The 22,411-nt window shown below is 58.5% G+C and carries 24 protein-coding genes; 14 read left to right on the forward strand and 10 right to left on the reverse strand.

The window, feature by feature from the left end:
• The 4 genes from FHC51_RS05720 to FHC51_RS05735 form a co-directional block, all read left to right on the forward strand.
• A partial coding sequence (locus FHC51_RS05720; protein ID WP_000851394.1) for an IS1 family transposase occupies window positions 1-96 on the forward strand: 96 nt, incomplete at its 5' end.
• Window positions 97-217: 121 nt separating this feature from the next.
• Complete coding sequence (locus FHC51_RS05725) at window positions 218-565, forward strand: YidH family protein (RefSeq protein WP_103177645.1); 348 nt, start codon at window positions 218-220, stop codon at window positions 563-565.
• The gene (locus FHC51_RS05730) at window positions 555-917 is read left to right on the forward strand and encodes a DUF202 domain-containing protein (protein WP_220435071.1); all 363 of its coding nucleotides are present in this window, start codon (window positions 555-557) and stop codon (window positions 915-917) included. The genes FHC51_RS05725 and FHC51_RS05730 overlap by 11 nt, the downstream gene beginning before the upstream one ends.
• The gene (locus FHC51_RS05735; protein WP_220435072.1) at window positions 914-2,017 is read left to right on the forward strand and encodes an anaerobic sulfatase maturase; all 1,104 of its coding nucleotides are present in this window, start codon (window positions 914-916) and stop codon (window positions 2,015-2,017) included. Before FHC51_RS05730 ends, FHC51_RS05735 begins: the two co-directional genes overlap by 4 nt.
• Window position 2,018: 1 nt before the next feature.
• On the opposite strand, the gene dsdA is transcribed toward FHC51_RS05735, so the two are convergent.
• From dsdA to tisB, 4 genes are all read right to left on the reverse strand, one after another.
• Window positions 2,019-3,317 carry a D-serine ammonia-lyase gene (gene dsdA, locus FHC51_RS05740; protein WP_220435073.1) on the reverse strand — a complete coding sequence of 433 codons (1,299 nt, stop codon included), beginning with the start codon at window positions 3,315-3,317 and terminating at the stop codon, window positions 2,019-2,021.
• A 62-nt stretch (window positions 3,318-3,379) separates the two neighbouring features.
• The gene (emrD, locus tag FHC51_RS05745) at window positions 3,380-4,564 is read right to left on the reverse strand and encodes a multidrug efflux MFS transporter EmrD (RefSeq protein ID WP_220435074.1); all 1,185 of its coding nucleotides are present in this window, start codon (window positions 4,562-4,564) and stop codon (window positions 3,380-3,382) included.
• 186 nt (window positions 4,565-4,750) lie between these two features.
• On the reverse strand, window positions 4,751-5,197 hold the full coding sequence (locus tag FHC51_RS05750; protein WP_103824262.1) for a GNAT family N-acetyltransferase: 447 nt from the start codon (window positions 5,195-5,197) through the stop codon (window positions 4,751-4,753).
• Between the two features lie 73 nt (window positions 5,198-5,270).
• Window positions 5,271-5,360 carry a type I toxin-antitoxin system toxin TisB gene (gene tisB / locus FHC51_RS05755; RefSeq protein WP_039032257.1) on the reverse strand — a complete coding sequence of 30 codons (90 nt, stop codon included), beginning with the start codon at window positions 5,358-5,360 and terminating at the stop codon, window positions 5,271-5,273.
• 524 nt (window positions 5,361-5,884) lie between these two features.
• Between tisB and ivbL the strand changes: the two genes are divergently transcribed.
• The 10 genes from ivbL (at window position 5,885) to nepI (ending at window position 16,185) form a co-directional block, all read left to right on the forward strand.
• Window positions 5,885-5,983, forward strand: coding sequence for an ilvB operon leader peptide IvbL (gene ivbL, locus FHC51_RS05760; protein WP_103824263.1), 99 nt, complete (start codon window positions 5,885-5,887; stop codon window positions 5,981-5,983).
• 102 nt (window positions 5,984-6,085) lie between these two features.
• Window positions 6,086-7,774, forward strand: coding sequence for an acetolactate synthase large subunit (gene ilvB, locus FHC51_RS05765; protein WP_220435075.1), 1,689 nt, complete (start codon window positions 6,086-6,088; stop codon window positions 7,772-7,774).
• A gap of 3 nt (window positions 7,775-7,777) precedes the next feature.
• Window positions 7,778-8,065 (forward strand): acetolactate synthase small subunit, encoded by a 288-nt coding sequence (gene ilvN, locus FHC51_RS05770; RefSeq protein WP_039032259.1) that lies wholly within the window; start codon window positions 7,778-7,780, stop codon window positions 8,063-8,065.
• 77 nt (window positions 8,066-8,142) lie between these two features.
• On the forward strand, window positions 8,143-8,733 hold the full coding sequence (uhpA, locus tag FHC51_RS05775; RefSeq protein WP_114316305.1) for a transcriptional regulator UhpA: 591 nt from the start codon (window positions 8,143-8,145) through the stop codon (window positions 8,731-8,733).
• On the forward strand, window positions 8,733-10,238 hold the full coding sequence (uhpB, locus tag FHC51_RS05780; protein ID WP_220435076.1) for a signal transduction histidine-protein kinase/phosphatase UhpB: 1,506 nt from the start codon (window positions 8,733-8,735) through the stop codon (window positions 10,236-10,238). The genes uhpA and uhpB overlap by 1 nt, the downstream gene beginning before the upstream one ends.
• On the forward strand, window positions 10,231-11,550 hold the full coding sequence (locus FHC51_RS05785; RefSeq protein WP_220435077.1) for an MFS transporter: 1,320 nt from the start codon (window positions 10,231-10,233) through the stop codon (window positions 11,548-11,550). The genes uhpB and FHC51_RS05785 overlap by 8 nt, the downstream gene beginning before the upstream one ends.
• A gap of 132 nt (window positions 11,551-11,682) precedes the next feature.
• Complete coding sequence (gene uhpT / locus FHC51_RS05790) at window positions 11,683-13,074, forward strand: hexose-6-phosphate:phosphate antiporter (RefSeq protein WP_103177659.1); 1,392 nt, start codon at window positions 11,683-11,685, stop codon at window positions 13,072-13,074.
• A 162-nt stretch (window positions 13,075-13,236) separates the two neighbouring features.
• Entirely contained in the window at window positions 13,237-14,241 is a 1,005-nt protein-coding gene (locus tag FHC51_RS05795) for an alpha/beta fold hydrolase (RefSeq protein ID WP_220435078.1), read from the forward strand.
• Window positions 14,242-14,370: 129 nt separating this feature from the next.
• Window positions 14,371-14,823 (forward strand): DUF1198 domain-containing protein, encoded by a 453-nt coding sequence (locus FHC51_RS05800; RefSeq protein ID WP_114316301.1) that lies wholly within the window; start codon window positions 14,371-14,373, stop codon window positions 14,821-14,823.
• 171 nt (window positions 14,824-14,994) lie between these two features.
• Complete coding sequence (gene nepI, locus FHC51_RS05805; protein ID WP_103824271.1) at window positions 14,995-16,185, forward strand: purine ribonucleoside efflux pump NepI; 1,191 nt, start codon at window positions 14,995-14,997, stop codon at window positions 16,183-16,185.
• 37 nt (window positions 16,186-16,222) lie between these two features.
• Here the strand turns inward: nepI and FHC51_RS05810 are convergent, their stop codons facing one another.
• The 6 genes from FHC51_RS05810 to FHC51_RS05835 form a co-directional block, all read right to left on the reverse strand.
• The gene (locus tag FHC51_RS05810) at window positions 16,223-17,128 is read right to left on the reverse strand and encodes a DMT family transporter (protein ID WP_220435079.1); all 906 of its coding nucleotides are present in this window, start codon (window positions 17,126-17,128) and stop codon (window positions 16,223-16,225) included.
• A gap of 132 nt (window positions 17,129-17,260) precedes the next feature.
• Window positions 17,261-18,640 carry a carbohydrate porin gene (locus tag FHC51_RS05815; RefSeq protein WP_220435080.1) on the reverse strand — a complete coding sequence of 460 codons (1,380 nt, stop codon included), beginning with the start codon at window positions 18,638-18,640 and terminating at the stop codon, window positions 17,261-17,263.
• A gap of 162 nt (window positions 18,641-18,802) precedes the next feature.
• A complete protein-coding gene (locus tag FHC51_RS05820; RefSeq protein ID WP_072250852.1) occupies window positions 18,803-19,105 on the reverse strand; it encodes a PTS lactose/cellobiose transporter subunit IIA in 303 nt (100 codons plus the stop codon).
• An 11-nt stretch (window positions 19,106-19,116) separates the two neighbouring features.
• The gene (locus FHC51_RS05825; protein WP_114316298.1) at window positions 19,117-20,502 is read right to left on the reverse strand and encodes a glycoside hydrolase family 1 protein; all 1,386 of its coding nucleotides are present in this window, start codon (window positions 20,500-20,502) and stop codon (window positions 19,117-19,119) included.
• A gap of 17 nt (window positions 20,503-20,519) precedes the next feature.
• Window positions 20,520-21,845 carry a PTS sugar transporter subunit IIC gene (locus tag FHC51_RS05830; protein ID WP_220435081.1) on the reverse strand — a complete coding sequence of 442 codons (1,326 nt, stop codon included), beginning with the start codon at window positions 21,843-21,845 and terminating at the stop codon, window positions 20,520-20,522.
• A 12-nt stretch (window positions 21,846-21,857) separates the two neighbouring features.
• Entirely contained in the window at window positions 21,858-22,172 is a 315-nt protein-coding gene (locus FHC51_RS05835) for a PTS sugar transporter subunit IIB (RefSeq protein WP_103824276.1), read from the reverse strand.
• Window positions 22,173-22,411 lie beyond the last annotated feature (239 nt).

Genomic DNA, 22,411 nt, shown 5'->3' on the forward strand with positions numbered 1-22,411 from the left:
GCAAGGCTGGGACGGAAGTCACTGTCGTTCTCAAAATCGGTGGAGCTGCATGACAAGGTCATCGGGCATTATCTGAACATAAAACACTATCAGTAAGTTGGAGTCATTACCGTGGTTATACGGCTGTTACCACCGGATCCTGCGGGTGGGAATGACTTCTCTGTATACGTTACTATTGCCTGAGTTTTATTCGATGAGCAGCCAGACAGGAGTAGTTATGAAAATTTCCCGCCTCGGCGAAGCGCCGGATTATCGCTTCTCGCTGGCAAACGAGCGCACCTTTCTGGCCTGGATCCGCACCGCGCTGGGCTTTCTGGCAGCGGGTGTCGGCCTCGACCAGCTGGCGCCCGATTTTGCCACGCCGGTGATCCGCCAGCTGCTGGCGCTGCTGCTGTGCCTCTTTTCCGGCGGGCTGGCGATCTACGGTTACCTGCGCTGGCTGCGTAATGAAAAGGCGATGCGCCTGAAAGAAGACCTGCCCTATACCCACAGCCTGCTGATTATCAGCCTGATCCTGATGGTGGTGGCGGTAATTGTGATGGGGCTGGTGCTCTATGGCGGATAACCGCAAAGCCCGCCGCCTGGCCGATCCGGGACTGCAGCCGGAGCGGACCTCGCTCGCCTGGCTGCGCACCCTGCTGGGCTACGGCGCATTGATGGCGCTGGCGGTTAAACACAACTGGCAGCAGGCAGGGCAGCTGTTCTGGGTGGCGCTGGGTGTACTGGCAATCGCGGCGCTGATCCTCTGGTATTACACCCGCAGCCGGGCGCAAATGGATGTTTCTCTGTATGATTTTTCATCATCCCGACCGGTGCGTATTAAATTTTTGATCGCCCTCGCAGTGTTATCCCTCGCATTACTGTTTGCTGCTAGTCATGTCCACCATCTCATTACTTTCATCAGGGGTATTACATGACAGGATGTCAGGTTATGGCCAAGCCAGCCAGCTCACGATGCAACCTGAATTGCCGCTACTGTTTTTATATCGATAAGCCTCAACAGGCGATCATGGATGACGCCACCCTGGAAACCTTTATTCAACAGCATATCGCCGCCCAACCCGGGCCAGAGGTGCAGTTCGCCTGGCAGGGCGGGGAACCGACCCTGTGCGGGCTGGATTTCTTTCGTCGCGTCGTGGAACTGCAACAGCGGCATGGCGCAGGAAAGCGTATCCACAACGCTTTTCAGACCAACGGCATCCTGCTCAATGACGCCTGGTGTATCTTTTTTCGCGAACAGGGCTGGCTGGTGGGTATCTCTCTTGATGGGCCTGCGGCGCTGCATGATGCTTACCGCGTCAGCCGCAGCGGCAACCCTACTCATCATAAGGTGCTGGCGGCGATAGAGAAGCTGCGAGCGCATCAGGTGTCGTTTAATCTTCTGACGGTCATCAACCGGCAGAACAGCGGCCAGCCAGAGCGCATGTATCGCTATTTGCGCGCGCTGGGCACGCCGTATCTGCAGTTTCTTCCCCTGCAGGAGCACGACAACCCGGAATCGGTCAGCGATGCGCAGTGGGGAGCGTTCCTGTCGTCGGTGTTTGATATCTGGGTGCGGGAGGATATTGGTCGCATCTTTGTGCAGCTTTTCGACTCGACGTTAGGGGTCTGGTGCGGCTATCCGTCGCAGATCTGTTCCCTCGCCGTCACCTGCGGCCACGCCTTCGCGCTGGAGGCGCAGGGCGATCTCTATCAATGCGATCACTATGTCTACCCCGAGTACCGGCTGGGTAACATCCACCAGACGCCACTGGCAGAGCTTAATAACAGTGAGGCGGCCATCGCCTTTGGCCTGCGTAAAAAAAACACTTTATCCGGTGAGTGCCAGGCCTGCCCGGCGCTTCACCTGTGCAATGGCGATTGCCCGAAACACCGGGCGGAGGGCAAAAGCGCGCTGTGCGCGGGGTATCTGGCGTTCTTCCGCCATTGTGCCCCGCATATGCGGGTGATGCGCGATCTTATCCGTCATCACCGTTCGCCCATTGAGTTAATGACCCTGTTACGCCAGAGCCAGTAAGTTACCGCCCTTTTGCCAGATACTTGGCCATCTCCTCGTCCGGCACCATGCCGCCGCCGGTGGCCCACACCAGGTGGGTGGCGTTGTCCAGCGCATAGTGCCCGGCAGTGACGAGACGTACCGGCCCGGCCATGCCCGCCAGCGCAGAGGGTTCAAGAAGAATCTGCTCCTCCTGCGCCAGCCAGCCCAGCATCTCATACATGCTCTGATCGGAGAGGGTATAGAACCCGTCGAGCAGGCGCTCCATGGCGCGGCCAACAAAACCGGACGCGCGGCCTACCGCCAGGCCATCGGCCGCAGTGAGGTTATCGATACCCAGATCCTGCACCGCAATCTGGTCATGCAGCCCGGTATAAACCCCCAGCAGCATGCACGGCGAATGAGTAGGTTCGGCAAAGAAGCAGTGCACATGGTCGCCAAAGGCCAGCTTCAGCCCAAACGCCACGCCGCCAGGGCCGCCGCCGACGCCGCATGGCAGGTAGACAAACAGGGGATGATCCCTGTCCACCACCCGGCCCTGTTCAGCAAACTGCGCTTTCAGTCGTGCGCCTGCCACGGCATAGCCTAAGAAGAGGGTGCGGGAGTTTTCATCGTCGATAAAGAAGCAGTTCGGATCGCTTTCGGCCGCTTTGCGCCCTTGCTCCACCGCCACGCCGTAATCCTGCTCATATTCCACCACCGTCACGCCGTGGCTGCGCAGTTTCGCTTTTTTCCACTCACGGGCGTCGGCGGACATATGGACCGTCACCTTAAAGCCAATGCGGGCGCTCATGATGCCGATGGACATTCCCAGGTTGCCGGTCGACCCCACGGCGATGCTGTACTGGCTGAAGAAATCTTTAAAGCGCGGCTCCAGCAGGATGCTGTAATCCTCTTCCGGCGTTAACAGGCCCGCGGCGAGGGCCAGTTTTTCCGCGTGGGTCAGCACTTCATAGATGCCGCCGCGGGCTTTGATAGAGCCGGAGATCGGCAGATGACTGTCTTTTTTCAACAGCAGCGTGCCGGGAAGGGTGATATCAAATGCCGTCTCCAGCCGCTTATGCATCGCCGGTATGGCGACCAACTCCGATTCGATAATCCCGTTTGTGGCCGCCGTCTCCGGGAACGCTTTTGCCAGGTACGGCGCAAAGCGCGCCAGGCGCGCGTGGGCATCATCCACATCGGCCTGGGTCAGGTCGACCCAGGGCAGCCCGTCGGCAAGGGTGGTGGCTTTCGGGTTAAGCCAGGTGGTCTCTTTCAGGGCGATCAGCGCATTGAGCAGGGGATATTGCGCGATTAATGTCTGGGTCTGTGGCGTCATAGGTTCCTCGCAGGCGTTATCCCCTTAAGAAAACAGGAAACGGACGCGAGGGCAAGTGAACGCTACACCGCCTGCTGGTGATGTGAGGCGCGGGAGGCCAGCGGCAGCCAGCACAGCACAATCAGCAGCCCCATTAAGGTCATCAGCAGACCGAGGCTGGCCTGTCCGTTTTGCGGCATCATCGCCGAGAGCCAGGCCAGCGCGCCGGAGCCGATATTCTGCAACCCTCCCACCAGCGCCCCGGCGGTGCCCGCGAGGAACGGGAAGGGCTCCATCGCGCCGCTGGTCGCCAGCGGGAAGAGCATCCCCGCGCCAAAGAAGAAGAGCGCAGCCGGGATCAGCAGGGTCCAGACATTCATCACCCCGAACAACCCCGGGATCCACATCATCAGCCCCGCCAGCAGGCAGCTTGCGACCGACTGCCACATCAGGGTGGTAAAGCGTTTATTCGCGCGTCCGGCAAACCAGGCGCCGAAGAACGCCGCCGGGATCGGCAGAATAAACAGAATACTCACCACCATGCTGCTGAGGCCCAGCCCGGCGCCCAACAGCACGCCCGAACTGGCTTCGAACACCGCGATCCCCGCCAGGCCGCCAATCAGCATCAGCACGTAGCAGTTAAACGCCCCATTGCCGAAAAGGATTTTGTAGCTGGTGAGCAGTCTGGTGCGAGGCGCCTCAGTAGGCCGGGTTTCCGGCATCCAGCGCGCCATGCTGAAGGTGACGATGGCGCATAGCACTAGCAGGAAGCCATAGCAGGCCCGCCATGACCAGACGGTATCCAGCAGGCCGCCAATCAGCGGCGCCAGCAGCGGGCTGACCAGGATGCCCATGTTCAGCAGGCTGTTGGCGTGGCGCAGCTGGGTGCCCTGATACATATCCCGCGGCAGCGTGCGCGCCATCACCCCGCCGACGCCGGTGCCGACGCCCTGCAACGCGCTGGCGGCAATCAGCACGTTCAGGCTGTGGGTGGACATGGCGATGAGCGTCGCGATCATAAAAATCGTCATGCCGACCAGGATCACCGGACGGCGACCCACGCGGTCCGAGAGTGGGCCGTAGAATAACTGCGATACGCCATAGGTCAGCAGATAGGCGCCCATCACGCTCTGGATCGCCCCTTCGCGTACCTGGAGTTCCTTCGCCATGTCCGCAATGGCCGGGATATAGATGGTTTGCGCCATCTGACCGACGGCGACCAGCAAGATCAACATCAAGAGTAAATTAACGTTCCGCTGTTTTTTCATGTCGCTGAATACTTTTGCCAAAAGTGAGAAATAAAGAATAAGTAACTACGCATTCCCATAAATGCGCGAGGAATCTACCACAGGAAAATGACAAGTTAAGTACCCGGCTGAAGAACGGGAAGGGGCAAGAAGGCAGGATTTTTAAACGACAGCGGCAACGAATGTTGCCAGCGTTAATTCATTTGCTTAAACCGCGCAAAAAAGCCGGTGCGTCACGCGCGGTTCATCGGCGACCAGCGTAAAGCCCGACCGCTGGTAGAAGGCCCAGGCGGTCTTCGGCGCATGGGTATTGAGAAAATCGAACCAGATGCTGGCATCGGCCATCACCACACCGAGCAATTGCCTGCCGATACCCTGCCCGCGACACTTTTCGCTGATATAAAGATGGCGAATGCGCCCGGCCCGCGGCTGCTGGCTGAACGGATCGCGGTTTAGTCCGCAGATTCCTACCAGCTTGCCATTGAGAAACGCACCCAGCAGCTTTTCGCCGGGGGCATTGAAGCGGTTTTCGCCACGCTGCCAGTTCTCTTCCAGCCTGCGCAGCATGTTGAAATTGCGCGCAATGCTCTCGGCCTTAAGCGCGATATACCCCGGTTCGTCCGGCGTAACGGGTTCAATTAGCAAACGCGACATAGCATTCCCTCGTTATTATCGTTGTTAAAGAGGGGCGGTTTCCCGCCCCTCTTCGGTGCGACTTGAACCTGAATTACTTCACATACTTCAGGACAGCATCAAGCAGTTGCAGTGCTGCAACAATGAGTTTGAGGATAAGTACAACCATATCCACTACGCTCATACGCGTCTCCTCTGGTTAAGGAGCACGATGCTGGCGTACCTTTCCGCCGCCTGTGACCAGCACCTTTGTTGACGTAACACAGTGTGCTCAGTTGGGGAGTGGAGGCGCTGACGGCACCACCCGTTTCAGCCAGGACTTCGTTGCGCCGGTGTACTACGAGCGGCTCCCCTCACACCCTGTGAACACAACCAGTATAGATAAATACTGTATATATGAACAGTAATTTATGGACAAAACGTGAAGGGCGATCCATACTCAAATGCGTCAAAATCCGTGCCCAAAATTGCGCGTTCCTGTGCGATCGCGTATACTTCGGGCGTTGACGTAACACAGTGTGCTCTGCGGTCACCAGCCGCAAACGCTGTAAAAAAAACCTCGCTCCGGCGGGGTTTTTTGTTTTCATCACTCGACAAACGAAACGTGATCGTTGACGCATTTTTATGCAGATGAAAATAATTCCGTTGTCACGCCTCTCAACCTGTGCTTGTATAAATCCACTTAATGATTCCAGAGACAGGTCCCCCATGACTGCATCCATGAACACCGCGACCCTACTAAAAACTGCGCACCCAGCCGCAGTGGTCGTCGTGCGTGTGGTGGTCGTCGTCGGCAATGCGCCGTAGGGACTGGATCAACACACGATTCCAAACCCCGCCGGCGCAAACCGGCGGGGTTTTTCGTTTAAAGCCCCCCGGAAAGTCGGCTCAGAATAAAAGGACTGGAGCATGGCAAGTTCGGGCACAACATCACACAAGACGCGTTTCACTGGCGCGCAGTTAATCGTTCATCTGCTGGAACGTCAGGGCATTACCACGGTTGCAGGTATCCCAGGCGGGACGGTACTCCCGCTGTATGACGCCTTAAGTCAGAGCACGCAGATCCGCCACGTGCTGGCGCGTCACGAGCAGGGCGCAGGCTTTATCGCCCAGGGCATGGCGCGTACTCAAGGCAAACCAGCGGTGTGCATGGCCTGTAGCGGGCCGGGGGCCACTAACCTGGTAACCGCCATCGCCGACGCGCGTCTCGACTCTATCCCGTTAGTCTGCATTACCGGCCAGGTACCTGCCTCAATGATCGGCACCGATGCGTTTCAGGAAGTGGACACCTACGGCATCTCTATCCCCATCACCAAGCACAACTATTTAGTGCGCGATATCAGCGAATTACCGCAGGTTATCAGCGATGCGTTTCGCATTGCCCAGTCCGGTCGTCCGGGTCCGGTGTGGATAGACATTCCTAAGGATGTGCAGACCGCTGAAATTGAGATCGACGTGCTGCCAGAGCCAGGCACCCGCGCGCCATCGCCGGAATTTAGCGTCGAGAGCGTGCGCGAGGCGGCAGCGATGATTAACGCCGCCCAGCGCCCGGTGCTCTATCTGGGCGGTGGGGTGATCGACGCGCCTGATGCGGTGCGTGCGCTGGCAGAAAAGGCCAACCTGCCGACCACCATGACCCTGATGGCGCTGGGCATGCTGCCCAAAGCGCACCCGCTGTCGCTGGGGATGCTCGGAATGCATGGTGCGCGCAGCACCAACTTTATTTTGCAGGAAGCTGACCTGCTGATCGTTCTCGGGGCACGTTTTGATGACCGGGCGATTGGCAAAACCGAGCAGTTCTGCCCGAACGCCAAAATCATTCATGTGGATATCGACCGCGCCGAGCTGGGCAAAATCAAGCAGCCGCACGTGGCGATCCAGGGCGATGTTAACGAAGTGCTGGCGCAGCTGCTGCCGCACATCGACGCCACTCCGCGCACCGCGTGGCGTGAGCAGGTTACCGGTTTGCAGCAGGAGTTCCCGGGCGCTATCCCGACCGGCGGCGATCCGCTGAGCCACTACGGGCTGATTAACGCCGTGGCCGCCTGCGTGGACGACAGTGCCATTATCACCACCGACGTGGGACAGCATCAGATGTGGACCGCCCAGGCCTATCCGCTGAACCGTCCGCGTCAGTGGCTGACCTCCGGCGGGCTGGGGACCATGGGCTTTGGTCTGCCTGCGGCGGTGGGCGCGGCGCTGGCGAATCCGGACCGCAAGGTGATCTGCTTCTCCGGCGACGGCAGCCTGATGATGAACATTCAGGAGATGGCCACCGCGGCGGAAAATCAGCTGGATGTGAAAATCATCCTGATGAACAACGAAGCGCTGGGCCTGGTGCATCAGCAGCAGAGCCTGTTCTACAAGCAGGGCGTCTTTGCCGCCACCTATCCGGGGATGATTAACTTTATGCAGATTGCCGCCGGATTTGGCCTGCACACCTGCGATCTGAATGGCGAAGAGGATGCACACGCGGCGCTGCAGGCGGCGATCTCGCGCCCGGGCCCGGCACTGATCCACGTGCGTATCGATCCACAACAAAAAGTTTATCCGATGGTACCGCCGGGTGCGGCCAATACAGAAATGGTGGGGGAATAAGCCATGCAGAAGCAAAATGATAACGTCATTCTGGAACTCACCGTCCGCAACCACCCAGGCGTCATGACCCACGTCTGCGGGCTGTTTGCCCGCCGCGCCTTCAACGTGGAAGGCATCCTCTGTTTGCCAATTCAGGGCAGCGAGCACAGCCGTATCTGGCTACTGGTGAATGACGATCAGCGTTTGGAGCAGATGATGGCCCAGATCGACAAGCTGGAAGATGTGGTGAAAGTGGTGCGTAACCAGTCCGATCCGACCATGTTTAACAAAATTGCGGTGTTCTTCGAATAAATCGCTCATTGCTTGAACACCCGCGCGCTTATCGTTAAGGTAAGCGCGTTTTTTTATCCGCCCGCCAGGAACGCACCATGACCACCATCGCCCTTATCGACGATCACCTTATCGTCCGCTCCGGATTTGCCCAGCTGCTGAGCCTGGAGCCCGATTTTCAGGTGGTGGCCGAGTTCGGCTCCGGCCGCGAGGCGCTGGCCGGCCTGCCGGGACGCGGGGTGCAGGTCTGTATCTGCGATATCTCAATGCCGGACCTCTCCGGGCTGGAGCTGCTGAGCCAGCTGCCGAAGGGAATAACGACCATCATGCTCTCGGTTCACGACAGTCCGGCGCTGGTGGAGCAGGCGCTAAACGCGGGCGCGCGCGGGTTTCTCTCCAAACGCTGCAGCCCGGACGAGCTGATTGCCGCCGTGCGCACCGTCGCCACCGGGGGTTGTTACCTGACGCCAGATATCGCCCTCAAGCTGGCGGCCGGACGCCAGGACCCGCTCACCCGACGCGAACGCCAGGTGGCGGAAAAGCTGGCACAGGGGATGGCGGTGAAAGAGATCGCCCTTGAGCTGGGCCTGTCGCCAAAAACCGTACACGTTCACCGCGCCAACCTGATGGAAAAACTGGGCGTCAGCAATGACGTTGAGCTGGCGCGCCGCATGTTTGACGGCTGGTAATGCACGCCTTTTTCTCCCGGCTGGTGGCGGTGGTCGCCAGCTTCTTTATCTTCTCCGCCGCCTGGTTCTGCCTGTGGAGCATCAGCCTGCATCTGGTAGAACGCCCGGAGCTGGCGGTGCTGCTGTTTCCCTTTGGCCTGCGTCTGGGGCTGATGCAGCAATGCCCGCGCGGCTACTGGCCGGTGCTGCTGGGCGCCGAGTGGCTGATGCTGGTCTGGTTGTCGCAGGAAGTCGCCCTCGCGCATCTGCCCTTATTGATGACCGGAAGCGTGCTGACGCTTATTCCCGTGGCGCTGATCTCCCGCTATCGTCACCAGCGCGACTGGCGCACCCTGCTGCGCCAGGGGGCCGCGCTGATCGCCGCCGCGCTGTTGCAGTCCCTGCCGTGGGTGGGCGAGAAGGAGATGCTTAACGCCCTGCTGCTGACTCTGACCGGCGGCCTGACCCTGGCCCCGACCTGCCTCGTCATCTGGCATTACCTCACCAGCACCGTCTGGCAGCCCCTTGGCCCGGCGCTGGTTTCGCAACCGGTGAACTGGCGCGCCCGGCATCTCATCTGGTATCTGCTGCTGTTTGTAGTGAGCCTGTGGTTGCAGCTTGGCCTGCCCGCAGAGCTGTCGCGCTTTACGCCGTTTTGTCTGGCGCTGCCGATCATTGCTCTCGCCTGGCATTACGGCTGGCAGGGGGCGTTGATTGCCACGCTGATGAACGCCATCGCGCTGATTGCCAGCCAGACCTGGCACGATCACCCGGTGGATCTGCTGCTCTCCCTGCTGGCCCAGAGCCTGACCGGGCTGCTGCTCGGGGCGGGCATTCAGCGTCTGCGTGAGCTGAACCAGTCCCTGCAAACCGAGCTGTCGCGCAATCGCCGCCTGGCAGAACGCCTGCTGGAGACCGAAGAGAGCGTGCGGCAGGAGGTGGCGCGCGAACTGCACGACGACATCGGCCAGACCATTACCGCCATTCGTACCCAGGCGGGTATCGTCCAGCGTCTGGCGGCGGACAACGCCGGGGTGAAGCAGGGCGGGGCGCATATCGAACAGCTCTCGCTGGGCGTATATGACTCGGTGCGCCGTCTGCTCGGCAGGCTGCGTCCGCGCCAGCTCGACGACCTGACCCTGGAACAGGCGGTGCGCTCCCTGATGCGCGAGATGGAGCTGGAGAGCCGCGGCATCGTCAGCCATCTCGACTGGGACATCGACGAGACAACGCTGAGCGAAGGTCAGCGCGTCACCCTGTTCCGCGTCTGTCAGGAGGGGCTGAATAATATCGTCAAACACGCCAGCGCCAGCGCGGTCACGATACAAGGCTGGCAGCAGGACGAGCGCCTGATGCTGGTGATTGAAGACGACGGCTGCGGCCTGCCGCCGGGCTCCGGGCAACAGGGCTTTGGCCTGGCGGGCATGCGCGAGCGCGTGAAGGCGCTGGGCGGCACGCTGAATATCTCCTGCACCCACGGGACGCGCGTCAGCGTCAGTTTACCGCTTCGGAGTCACCATGTTTAAACCCCCTGTCGATGCAGTCCCGATAAGCGATAAGGCGGAAATCGACGCCCGCTATCGTTACTGGCGACGCCATATTCTGATCACCCTCTGGCTGGGGTACGCGCTGTTCTACTTCACCCGCAAAAGCTTTAACGCCGCCGCGCCGGAGATCCTCGCCAGCGGGGTGATGACCCGCACCGATATCGGCCTGCTGGCGACGCTGTTTTACATCACCTATGGCCTGTCGAAGTTCTTCTCCGGCATCGTCAGCGACCGTTCCAACGCGCGCTACTTTATGGGCTTTGGCCTGATCGCCACCGGGGTGGTGAACATCCTGTTCGGCTTCTCCACCTCGCTGTGGGCCTTCGCCCTGCTGTGGGCGCTGAACGCCTTTTTCCAGGGCTGGGGCGCGCCGGTCTGCGCCCGCCTGCTCACCGCCTGGTATTCGCGCAACGAGCGCGGCGGCTGGTGGGCGATCTGGAACACCGCCCATAACGTCGGCGGGGCGCTGATCCCGATGGTGGTCGGTGCCGCAGCGCTGCACTACGGCTGGCGCGCGGGGATGATGATTGCCGGTTGTCTCGCAATCTTTGCCGGGCTGTTTCTCTGCTGGCGTCTGCGCGATCGGCCGCAAACCGTGGGTCTGCCCGCGGTGGGCGACTGGCGGCACGACGCGCTGGAGATTGCCCAGCAGCAGGAGGGGGCGGGGCTGTCCCGCAAAGCGATCCTCACCCGATATGTGCTGAAAAACCCCTATATCTGGCTGCTGTCGCTCTGCTACGTGCTGGTCTACGTGGTGCGCGCGGCGATCAACGACTGGGGCAATCTGTACATGTCCGAGACGCTGGGTGTGGATCTGGTCACCGCCAACTCGGCGGTGACGATGTTCGAGCTGGGCGGGTTTATCGGCGCGCTGGTGGCGGGCTGGGGCTCGGATAAGCTCTTCAACGGCAACCGTGGCCCAATGAACCTCATCTTCGCTGCCGGGATTTTGCTCTCGGTCGGCTCGCTGTGGCTGATGCCCTTTGCCAGCTACGTGATGCAGGCGGCGTGCTTCTTCACCATCGGCTTCTTTGTATTTGGTCCGCAGATGCTGATCGGCATGGCGGCGGCGGAGTGTTCCCACAAGGATGCGGCAGGGGCAGCGACAGGTTTTGTCGGGCTGTTCGCTTATCTCGGGGCATCGCTCTCCGGCTGGCCGCTGGCCCGGGTGATCGACATCTGGCACTGGAGCGGTTTCTTCGCGGTGATCGCTATCGCGGCGGGGATTTCGGCCCTGCTGCTGCTGCCTTTCCTCAACGCCCAGGCCCCGCGTGAAGCCAGTGTGATGTGATGCGCCTCACCTTTTCACCGCGAGTGGGGCAAAACTAAGAAATTTTCCCGGTTCCGCCTGGACGCTGTCTCAGGCGTCACGCCCGGCTGATTTTTACAATGCGGCAAAAATCAGCTCGGGAGACATTGATACATGCTGGCCTTCTTAAATCAGGTGCGCAAGCCGACCCTGGATCTGCCGCTCGATGTGCGGCGCAAAATGTGGTTCAAACCCTTCATGCAGTCCTATCTGGTGGTCTTTATCGGCTACCTGACCATGTACCTGATCCGCAAAAACTTTAACATTGCGCAGAACGACATGATCTCCACCTACGGGCTGAGCATGACGCAGCTGGGGATGATTGGCCTGGGCTTCTCCATCACCTATGGGGTGGGGAAAACCGTTGTCTCCTACTACGCGGACGGCAAAAACACCAAGCAGTTCCTGCCGTTTATGCTGATCCTCTCCGCCATCTGTATGCTCGGCTTCAGCGCCAGCATGGGCGCGGGCTCCGTCAGTCTGTTCCTGATGATCGCCTTCTACGCCCTGAGCGGTTTCTTCCAGAGTACCGGCGGGTCGTGCAGCTACTCCACCATCACCAAATGGACACCGCGCCGCAAGCGTGGTTCCTACCTCGGCATGTGGAACATCTCCCACAACCTCGGCGGTGCCGGTGCGGCAGGGGTGGCGCTGTTCGGCGCGAACTACCTCTTCGACGGCCACGTGATCGGCATGTTTATCTTCCCGTCGATTATCGCCCTGATCGTCGGCTTTATCGGCCTGCGCTTCGGCAGCGACTCCCCGGAATCATACGGTCTGGGTAAAGCCGAAGAGCTGTTTAACGAAGAGATCAGCGAAGAGGACAAAGAGACCGAAGAGAACGAGATGACCAAATGGCAGATCTTTGTTGAGTACGTGCTGAAAAACAAAGTCATCTGGCTGCTCTGCTTCTCCAATATCTTCCTGTACGTGGTGCGCATCGGTATCGACCAGTGGTCAACCGTGTATGCCTTCCAGGAGCTGAAGCTCTCCAAAGAGGTGGCGATCCAGGGCTTCACCCTGTTTGAAGTGGGCGCGCTGGTTGGCACCCTGCTGTGGGGGTGGCTCTCGGATCTCGCTAATGGCCGTCGTGCGCTGGTGGCCTGCGTCGCGCTGGCGCTGATTATCGCCACGCTGGGTATTTATCAGCATGCCAGCAACCAGTACGTCTACCTCGCCTCCCTGTTCGCGCTCGGCTTCCTGGTTTTTGGTCCACAGCTGTTGATCGGCGTGGCGGCGGTCGGTTTCGTGCCGAAAAAAGCGATCGGCGCTGCCGATGGGATTAAGGGCACCTTCGCCTACCTGATCGGCGACAGCTTCGCCAAGCTGGGTCTGGGGATGATTGCCGACGGCACGCCGATCTTCGGCCTTACCGGCTGGGCAGGCACCTTTGCCGCGCTGGATGCGGCAGCCATCGGCTGTATCGTCCTGATGGCGATGGTTGCGGTGCTGGAAGAGCGCAAGATCCGCCGCGAAAAACGCGTACAACGTTTGAAAGCAGCCTGAGTGTGCAGGTAACTTTTTGCCCGGCGTGATACCGGGCTTTTTTACATTCTCACCCCGATTACCTTACCCCGCTTTACACATCCGCTCCGTCCTATGCTCTACAGTTTTAGTTTGCTGCCGCCTTTCGCGCAGCCTTAGCCCCTTTGCTAACGGAGAGCTTGCATGTTGACCCGACGATTATCCTGCCTTGCGCTGCTGGTGGCGCTGGCCTCACCCGCGATGGCGGCCGATACCCCCACCTACGGCGAAAAACTGGAAGGTTTTGACTACGCCTGGCCGGTAAAACACTTCACCTTCACCTCGCAAAATCAGGCGCTTGATATGGCTTATCTGGACGTGAAGCCGGAAAACGCCAACGGCCGCACCGTGGTGCTGATGCACGGCAAAAACTTCTGCGCCGGCACTTGGGACGGCACCATCCGCGCCCTCACTGCCAGCGGCTACCGCGTGGTAGCGCCCGATCAGGTCGGTTTCTGCAAATCCACCAAGCCGGAGCGCTATCAATACACCTTCCAGCAGCTGGCGGATAACACCCATGCCCTGCTGAAAGAACTGGGGATCGATCGCGTTACCGTTATTGGACACTCCACCGGCGGCATGCTGGCGACCCGCTACGCGCTGATGTGGCCCCAGGAGGTGGAACAGCTGGTGATGGTCAACCCGATTGGTCTGGAGGACTGGAAAGCGCGCGGCGTGCCGCACATTACGGTCGATCAGTGGTATCAGCGCGAGCTGAAAACCAGCGCCGACGGCATCCGCCAGTACGAAAAAAACACCTATTACGCCGGAGAGTGGAAGCCGGAATATGAACGCTGGGTCACGATGCTCGCCGGGCTGAATAACGGGCCGGGTAAAGAGCGGGTGGCCTGGAACTCGGCCCTGCTCTACGACATGATCTACACCCAGCCGGTGATGTATGAATTCAGCGAGCTGAAGATGCCGGTATTATTGATGATCGGCACGAAGGACAATACCGCCATCGGCAAAGATCTCGCCCCGCCGGAAATACGTAAGACGCTGGGTAACTACGTGGTGCTGGGTAAGGAGACGGCGAAGCGTATCCCTCATGCCACGCTGGTGGAGTTTGACGATATGGGTCATGCCCCGCAGATGCAGGATCCCGAACGTTTCCATGAGGCGCTGTTGAAGGGGTTACAGACGCAGTAACGCTTCATGCGGCAGGTAGCGGTTTTCCCCGGCCCGATCCACTGTTTGTTGCTTTATTAATACGACGTTACCTGCTGTTGACGCGCCACGTTTCCCGATATCATGCATGGCTAACCGTAAGGAGAGTGCATGGTCTGGATAATGCTGGCTACGCTGGCCGTGGTATTTGTGGTGGGCTTTCGCGTCATGACGTCGGGTTCCCGGCGCGCCATTCGTCGCCTCAGCGAACGGCTGGGGATCACCCCTGTGCCGCTGGAGTCGATGATCGACCAGTTTGGCAAAAGCGCCGGCAATGAGTTTATCCGCTACCTTGAACGTCCCGACGAGGCGCATCTGCTCAATGCCGCGCAGGTGCTGCTGATCTGGCAGGTGTGCATCGTCGACAGCAGTGAAAACAACCTGCAGAACTGGTATCGCCTGCTGCGCAAGGCGCGCCTCGCCGCGCCTATCACCGATGCACAGGTTCGCCTGGCGCTCGGTTTTATGCGCGACATGGAGCCCGATCCCTACGAGCTTAACGCCTTCCAGCTGCGCTATAACCAACTCTTCCTGCCTGAAGAGGGGGTTTTCTTCCTGCACTGATTAAACATCGCCCGGTGGCGCTACGCTTACCGGGCCTGGAAAACCCGTAGGCCGGTGCAAGCGCAGCGCCGCCCGGCAAAAAGTGCCAAAAGTTGTCAAAACGTTAAATGGATCACATTTAAACTGTTAAACTGCGCGGCTTTCCCGCTCGTTTTCTCCTCAGGTGATGCCATGACAGAACAGATCCAATCCGCCCCTTCGCCCCATGCTGACGCGGTTTCTCGCCCGAACTGGTCGGCGGTTTTTTCCGTGGCGTTTTGCGTCGCCTGCCTGATTACCGTGGAGTTTTTGCCGGTCAGCCTGCTGACGCCGATGGCGCAGGATCTGGGCATATCTGAAGGGCTGGCGGGCCAGTCGGTTACCGTTACTGCGTTTGTGGCAATGTTTGCCAGCCTGTTTATCACCCAGGCGATCGGCACCATTGACCGTCGCAAGGTGGTGATCCTGTTCAGCGTGCTGCTGACCCTCTCCTGCCTGCTGGTCTCCTTCGCTGAAAGTTTCACCCTGCTGCTGTTAGGGCGCGCCTGCCTCGGGCTGGGGCTCGGCGGGTTCTGGGCGATGTCCGCCTCGCTCACCATGCGGCTGGTGCCGGCGCGCACCGTGCCGAAAGCGCTCTCGGTCATCTTCGGGGCGGTCTCCATCGCGCTGGTGATTGCCGCGCCGCTCGGCAGCTTCCTCGGGGGGATCATCGGCTGGCGCAACGTCTTTAACGGTGCTGCGGTGATGGGCGTGCTCTGTATTCTGTGGGTCTGGAAGGCGCTGCCGTCGCTGCCGGGCGAAGCCGCGCACCACAAGCAGAACATGTTCAGCCTGCTGAAACGCCCGGGCGTGCTGGCGGGGATGACCGCCATCTTTATGGCCTTCGCCGGGCAGTTTGCCTTCTTTACCTATATCCGCCCGGTGTTTATGACCATGGCCGGGTTTGACGTCGATGGCCTGACGCTGGTGCTGTTAAGCTTCGGTATCGCCAGCTTTGTCGGCACCTCGCTGTCGGCGCAGTTCCTGAAACGCTCCCTGAAGGTGGCCCTGGCGGGGGCGCCGCTGGTGCTGGCGGTCAGCGCGCTTGTGCTGATTCTGTGGGGCAGCGACAAGTGGGTTGCCTCGGCGATTGCGATTATCTGGGGCTTTGCCTTTGCGCTGATCCCGGTGGGCTGGTCGACCTGGATCACCCGCTCGCTGGCTGATCAGGCGGAAAAAGCCGGGTCCATTCAGGTGGCGGTGATCCAGCTGGCGAATACCTGCGGTGCGGCGTTGGGTGGCCTGGCGCTGGATAATTTAGGGCTCACCTCACCGGTGGTGATTTCCGGCACCCTGATGCTGCTGACGGCGCTGCTGGTGGCGGGGAAAGTGAAAGCGCAGTAAGTTTTTGGCCCTCTCCCCGCCGGGAGAGGGCATCAGGCTACGACGATGTCTGAGCCCTTCTTCTCGAATCCATCGAAATCAGCACCACCGACGACACAATCAGCAGCGTGCCCAGCCAGTCCGGCAGGGTAAACGCCACTCCCAGTAAAATCACCGACAGCAGGGCGCTGCTCAGCGGCTCGGCGCAGCTCAGAATACTCGCCTTTGGTCCGCCAATCATCTGCGCACCTTTCAGATAGAGGCTGAAGGTCACCGACGTGCCAATCACCACCAGGTAGAAGAAGGCCAGCAGCAGGCTGCCGTCGATAACGAAGGTGGTCTCACGCCCGGCATAGAACGGCGTCAGCATTAACCCGGCCAGCAGCATACTCCAGCCGACGATCGGCAGGGTGCCGTAGCGGGCAATCAGCGCCGAGGGGTAGGTGGTATAGAACGCCGCGGCGAAGGCGGAGGCGATACCCCAGCAGAGCGCAGCAGGGGAGATGGTCAGCGAAGTCGGATCCCCGTGTGTGACCAGTAAAAAGGTGCCGATGAGCGAGGTCATGATCGCCGCCAGCACGAAAATCCCCGGACGCTTTTTACGCGCCAGCGCAAACCACGCCACGATAATGGTCGGGGAGAGGAATTGCAGCACGGTGGCGGTGGCGGCATTGGATTTTTCAATCGTCACCAGGAAGGTGAGCTGGACGATCAGCGCCCCGAAGAGAGAGAAAATCAGCAGGCTGAGGGCATCTTTGCGATTTTTGATGATCGAGAAAATCTTGTCGCCGTGAACGAATGAGAGTGTCAGCAGGATCACGCCGGCAAACAGCAGGCGAACCATGGTGAGGTAAGGCGAGGAAATATGACTTTTCTCCATGATGTACTGCGCGCAAACCCCTGAGCTGCCCCATAAAATGGCGGCGATCAGGACGTTCAGCATCCCTTTACGTGTGGAACCCATGTTCTCCCCTGCAATATTGGCTTTTCAAAGGCCAGCAGCATAACACGGGGCCTGCCGGGTGGCGCTACGCTTACCCGGCCTACAAAACCTTGTAGGCCCGTGCAAGCGCAGCGCCGCCGGGCGCAGCAGGGGTTAGAACCAGGCTTCCCACATCGCGCCGACGTTGAAGTCGTCGAGCGTTTCGTCTTTGGTGTTGTTCACGCGGGCGGTGCGTTCGTTATCCACCTTGCCGCCGGTGACGTAGAAGCGCAGCATCGGACGGAATTCCGGGCCCATAGCGATAGACATGTTCTGCGACAGGGTCAGCTTCCAGCCTTTGTTATCGCCGCCGTTGTCGTAATCAACGTGCTGCCAGCCCGCTTCCAGCCAGGTGGAGTGAACGTCGTTCCACCAGTGCATCGGACGCACGATGGCGTTGTAGTTCTTACGGTTGTCGGTGTTGTCACGGCTGTTGTCATAGTCGTGGAAGGCCAGAATGTACTCCACCTGGGTCGCCGGGGTGAACTTGTGCAGCCCTTCGAAGCTGGCGTACACCGTGGTCAGATCCTCGGTTTTGTTGAACACGCTGTTGTCAGAGTTATCAGAGTAACGGGCGATCACTTTGTTCACGCCGCTGTCGTTGGTATGGCTCAGCACCACGCCACCCTGCCAGGCGTTGGTGCGCTCTTCGGTGTCGATGGCTTTGGAGTCAAAGCCGTAGTTGGCGTACAGCTCCAGATCGATCGGGCCGAGCTTCATGCCGTGAATTTTGGAGGTGGCCGCGTAGTTGCCCTTGTCGCCGGTGCCGGAGCCGCCGGTACAGGTGATGCGCGACGGGTTCGCTTCATCGTCCATCACTTCCGGGCTACAGGATTCCACTGCCGCCACGGTGGCTACGTCAAACTGCACGCCGCCGATGTCGAAGTTCTTCACCCCGGCACCCTGGCCATCGTGGTTCATCCAGAAGTAGTCGTTGATGCCCTGTTGCGGACGCTGGTGGAAGTCACGACCCGCCCAGATATAGGCGTTCGGGTTGGATTCCAGGATATTGGTCACCCCGGCGTAGGCTTTTTTCAGGTTAACTTCGTCGCCCCAGTGGTCAATCATCACGTTGACGTCCCAGATGGCGCCGTTTTCGCCCTTGAAGGCTTTGGAAAGCTGGAACTCGCCGCCGTTGCTTTCGTTACCCAGACGACCAATCGCCGAGGCGCCGTTATAGGAGCCATCTACGGCAACGTATTTCTGATCGGCGGCCTGGAAGTGGGCGCCGTAACGGGCATAACCGGTAAATTTAATGCCGAACGGGATCGCCATATCCGGAGACTGCGCGGCGCTTTGCGGTTCGTTGATGACGTCGGCTTTTTTCGCTACCGCGGCATCCATTTTTGCCTGGCGTTCTGCCAGGGCTTTATCCACCGCTTTGGCCACAATGGCGTCGATTTGCTCCTGCGTAAATTCTTGTGCGAGTACAGAAATTGGGCAAAGCGCGGCGATAACCGCCATTGTTAATGGAAGTTTTTTAATCATATTCATGGTTATCTCAATATATATTTAAATTTTATTCAGACAATAACCATCCCGTTCCGCATTGACAAAATATGTCGCTATCATCAGAACAAGTTGATTTTTATTTTTTAGGGTGCAGAGGTTTTACACTATTATCGTAAAGCTATCTCCATCACTGATATTTAAATATTAGCGCTGGTATAAATGAATAATCTCTTCGGATAATTCACGGGCCAGCAGCGAGTTCATTAAATGATCCTGAGCATGCACCATAATTAAGGTCATCGGCTGACGGGCTTCGCCTGCGTCCTGTTCGATGAGTTTGGTCTGCATATGGTGCGCCTGGCGCGCGTAGCCATCGGCTTCGCGCAGCAGGCTTTTCGCTTCGTCAAAGTTGCCCTGCCGCGCAGCATGCAGTGCTTCAAAGCACAGGCTGCGCGACTGACCAGCATTGACGATGATTTCCATTACTGCTTCTTCTAAGGCAATCATCATCTTCCACTCTATTTATCGAAACTATTATTTAGAGAGGTTTCGGCAAACCATTCTCCGCTCTTTTTAATGGTGCGTTGCTGCGTTTCTAAATCGAGCTGGACAAAGCCATATCGGTTTTTATACGCATTGCACCACGACCAGTTATCAATAAATGTCCACATATGGTAGCCAAGGCAATTACAGCCTTCGCTAATACCTTTATGCAGCCATTTAAGATGTTCAGAAATAAATTCGATACGATATTGGTCGTTAATTTGACCGTTCTCAATAAAACGCTGCTCGTTTTCAACACCCATACCATTTTCAGAAATAAAACAGCGTGGGTTGCCGTAATTATCGCGCAGGTTAATAAGAATATCGTAAATACCTGGCTCGTAGATTTCCCAGCCGCGATGCGGGTTCATTTTGCGGCCCGGCATCTCGTAGCTGTCGAAGAACCACTCCGGCATAAACGGCGCGTTGGGATTAATGGCCGTATCACGGCACTTCACCCGACGCGGCTGGTAGTAGTTAATGCCCAGCAGGTCGATTTTACCGTCGGCAATCAGCGCGCTGTCCTCTGGCAGACAGGCTGGCAGCTGATCGTGCGCTTTCAGCATCGCCACCAGATCCGCCGGGTATTCACCACACAGCACCGGGTCGAGGAAGCTGCGGTTAAACAGCAGATCGCAGTGGTGCGCGGCTTTCACGTCCGCCGGGTTCTGCGAACGCGGATAGGACGGCGTCAGGTTCAGTACGATGCCAATCTCACCGGCATAATGCCCGGCGCGGAAGGCGCGAACCGCCTGCGCATGAGCCAGCACGGTGTGATAAGCCACGGTGGCGGCGCGACGGAAATCGACCACGTTCGGGTAGTGGAAGTCATACAGATACCCGCCCTCTACCGGCACAATCGGCTCGTTAAAGGTAAACCAGTGCATTACCCGATCACCAAAAAGCTCAAAGCAGGTTTCTGCGTAGCGGGCATAGGCCGCGACCACATCGCGGTTTTCCCAGCCGCCAATCTCCTGCATCGCCATCGGCATGTCGAAGTGGAACAGGGTGATGAATGGCGTAATGCCCTGGGCGATCAGTTCGTCGATCACCTGGTTGTAAAACGCCACCGCTTCCTGGTTCACTTCACCGATACCTTCCGGGATCAGGCGCGCCCAGCTTATCGAGGTGCGAAAGCTGTTGTGGTTCAGCTGCTTTAACAGCTGAATGTCAGCTTTCCAGTTCTGATAAAACGTGGAGGTATTCTGCGGCCCCACCCCGTTGTGAAAGCGATTTGGCTGTGTGGCGAACCAGTGATCCCAGGTGGTTAATCCCTTGCCGCCGCCCTGGCTTTCCCCTTCGGTTTGCAGTGCAGAACAGGCGCTACCCCACCAGAAGTTTTCGGGAAATGCATATTTCATAAAACGTCCTCTTTGACTTAATTGCCGACGGTCTCTGCTGCACCTACAGACGCCTGCGCTTTCTGCTCTTCGGTTTTCACCAGGGAGCGCTCATAAGCACGCAGGAACGGTAAATACATCAGCGCCGACATCACCATACAAATGACGCACATCACCACCGGACTCAGGGCCCAGTTTGCCGCCCAGGAGGCGCCAATCGGAGCCGGTGTCGTCCACGGCGTCAGCGACACAACCTGTGCCAGCCAGCCGAGTTTGGTAGCGGTATACGCCAGACAAGCGTTGATCATCGGAACGAACACGAACGGAATAAACAGCATCGGGTTCATGATGATCGGCGCGCCGAACAGAATCGGTTCGTTGATATTAAAGAAGCTTGGCACGATGCCCATTTTGCCGATAGTGCGCAGGTGCGTTGCACGGCTACGCAGCAGCAGGAAGGCCAGCGGCAGGGTAGAGCCCACGCCGCCAATCAGCAAATAGTGATCCCAGAAGCCCTGCAGATAGACGTGCGGCAGCGCAGCGCCAGCAGCCAGTGCGGCCTGGTTGGCAGAAAGGTTAGCCATCCAGAATGGGTTCATGATGCCGGTGACAATCAGCGCGCCGTGGATGCCGGCAAACCAGAAGATCTGGCACAGCAGCACGGAGAGCAGAATGGCTGGCAGGGAGTCAGAGGCGGAAACCAGCGGCTCCAGCAGGTGCATAATCGCCTGCGGGATAATCATCCCGGTTTGCGCTTCGATAAACAGGTTCAGCGGGTGCAGCGTACCGATTATCACCACCACCGGGATCAGGATCTCAAACGAACGCGCCACGCCGGTTGGCACTTCCTTCGGCAGGCGAATAGTGACGTTATGATCCTTCAGCCAGGCGTAAACGCGGGTGGCATAGATAGAGGTGATCAGCGCGGTGAAGATCCCCTGGCCCGACAGATACTGGGTGGAGATTTTACCGTCGGCATAGGGCGCGGCGACCAGCAGGAATGCCATAAAGGCCAGCAGGCCGGACATTACCGGGTCGAGATTAAACTGGCGGCCCAGACTGGCGCCAATCCCTACCGCGATGAAGAAGGTCATCACGCCCATGCTGAGGTTAAATGGCAACATCAGCTGGTCGCGGTAGGTTTCAGAGAAATCGAGCCAGCCGCGGGCAAAGCTGTTGGTGGTGTCCGCGGAGAACGGCGGGAAGATGAACACCAGCATAAACGAGCCGATGATCATAAACGGCAGCGCGGCGGTAAAGCCGTCGCGGATGGCAATCACGTACTTCTGCTGGCCCAGCTTGCCTGCCAGCGGCGCGATGGACTGCTCAATGACGCCAACCATAGATTGATATAACGAACTCATGAGAACACCTTCTTAGTGTGCCGCTTCGATGAGCGACAGAGCATAGTCCAGCACTTTATCGCCACGTTGCATACCGTAATCCATTGTATCGATGGACTGAACGGGTATGCCCTGGGTGGCAGCCTTGTCTGAGAGCGTTTTTAGCATGTATTTGACTTGCGGTCCGAGAAGCACGACCTGATATTGCGGAAACTGTGTATCAAATTCTGAAACACCGTACGCATCGATTTTGACGGGGATTCCGCGTTCTTCCGCGGCTTCGACCATTTTCCGTACCAGCAGACTGGTAGACATCCCGGCAGAACAGCACAGCATAATCTTGAACATCGACAACCATCCTCAAAATGTAAATAGTTATTGCGGAGATGATTGGATAACATATGGAAACCGGTTTCCATGCATATAAGACAGAAGTGTGACAGCCATCAAGATCCATTACTTATAGGGGCTGTTTATCGGATTTGGGTCACATATTTTGGCTGCTTTTGCATCACTTAGAGTGGAAACGGAAAATCGGTTTCCATAGAAAACGGAAACAGATATACTTCTGAGTGGCTATAATATGA

Origin of the sequence: Leclercia sp. EC_58, assembly GCF_019584355.1 — a bacterium.
In the GTDB taxonomy this organism is placed as follows: domain Bacteria; phylum Pseudomonadota; class Gammaproteobacteria; order Enterobacterales; family Enterobacteriaceae; genus Enterobacter.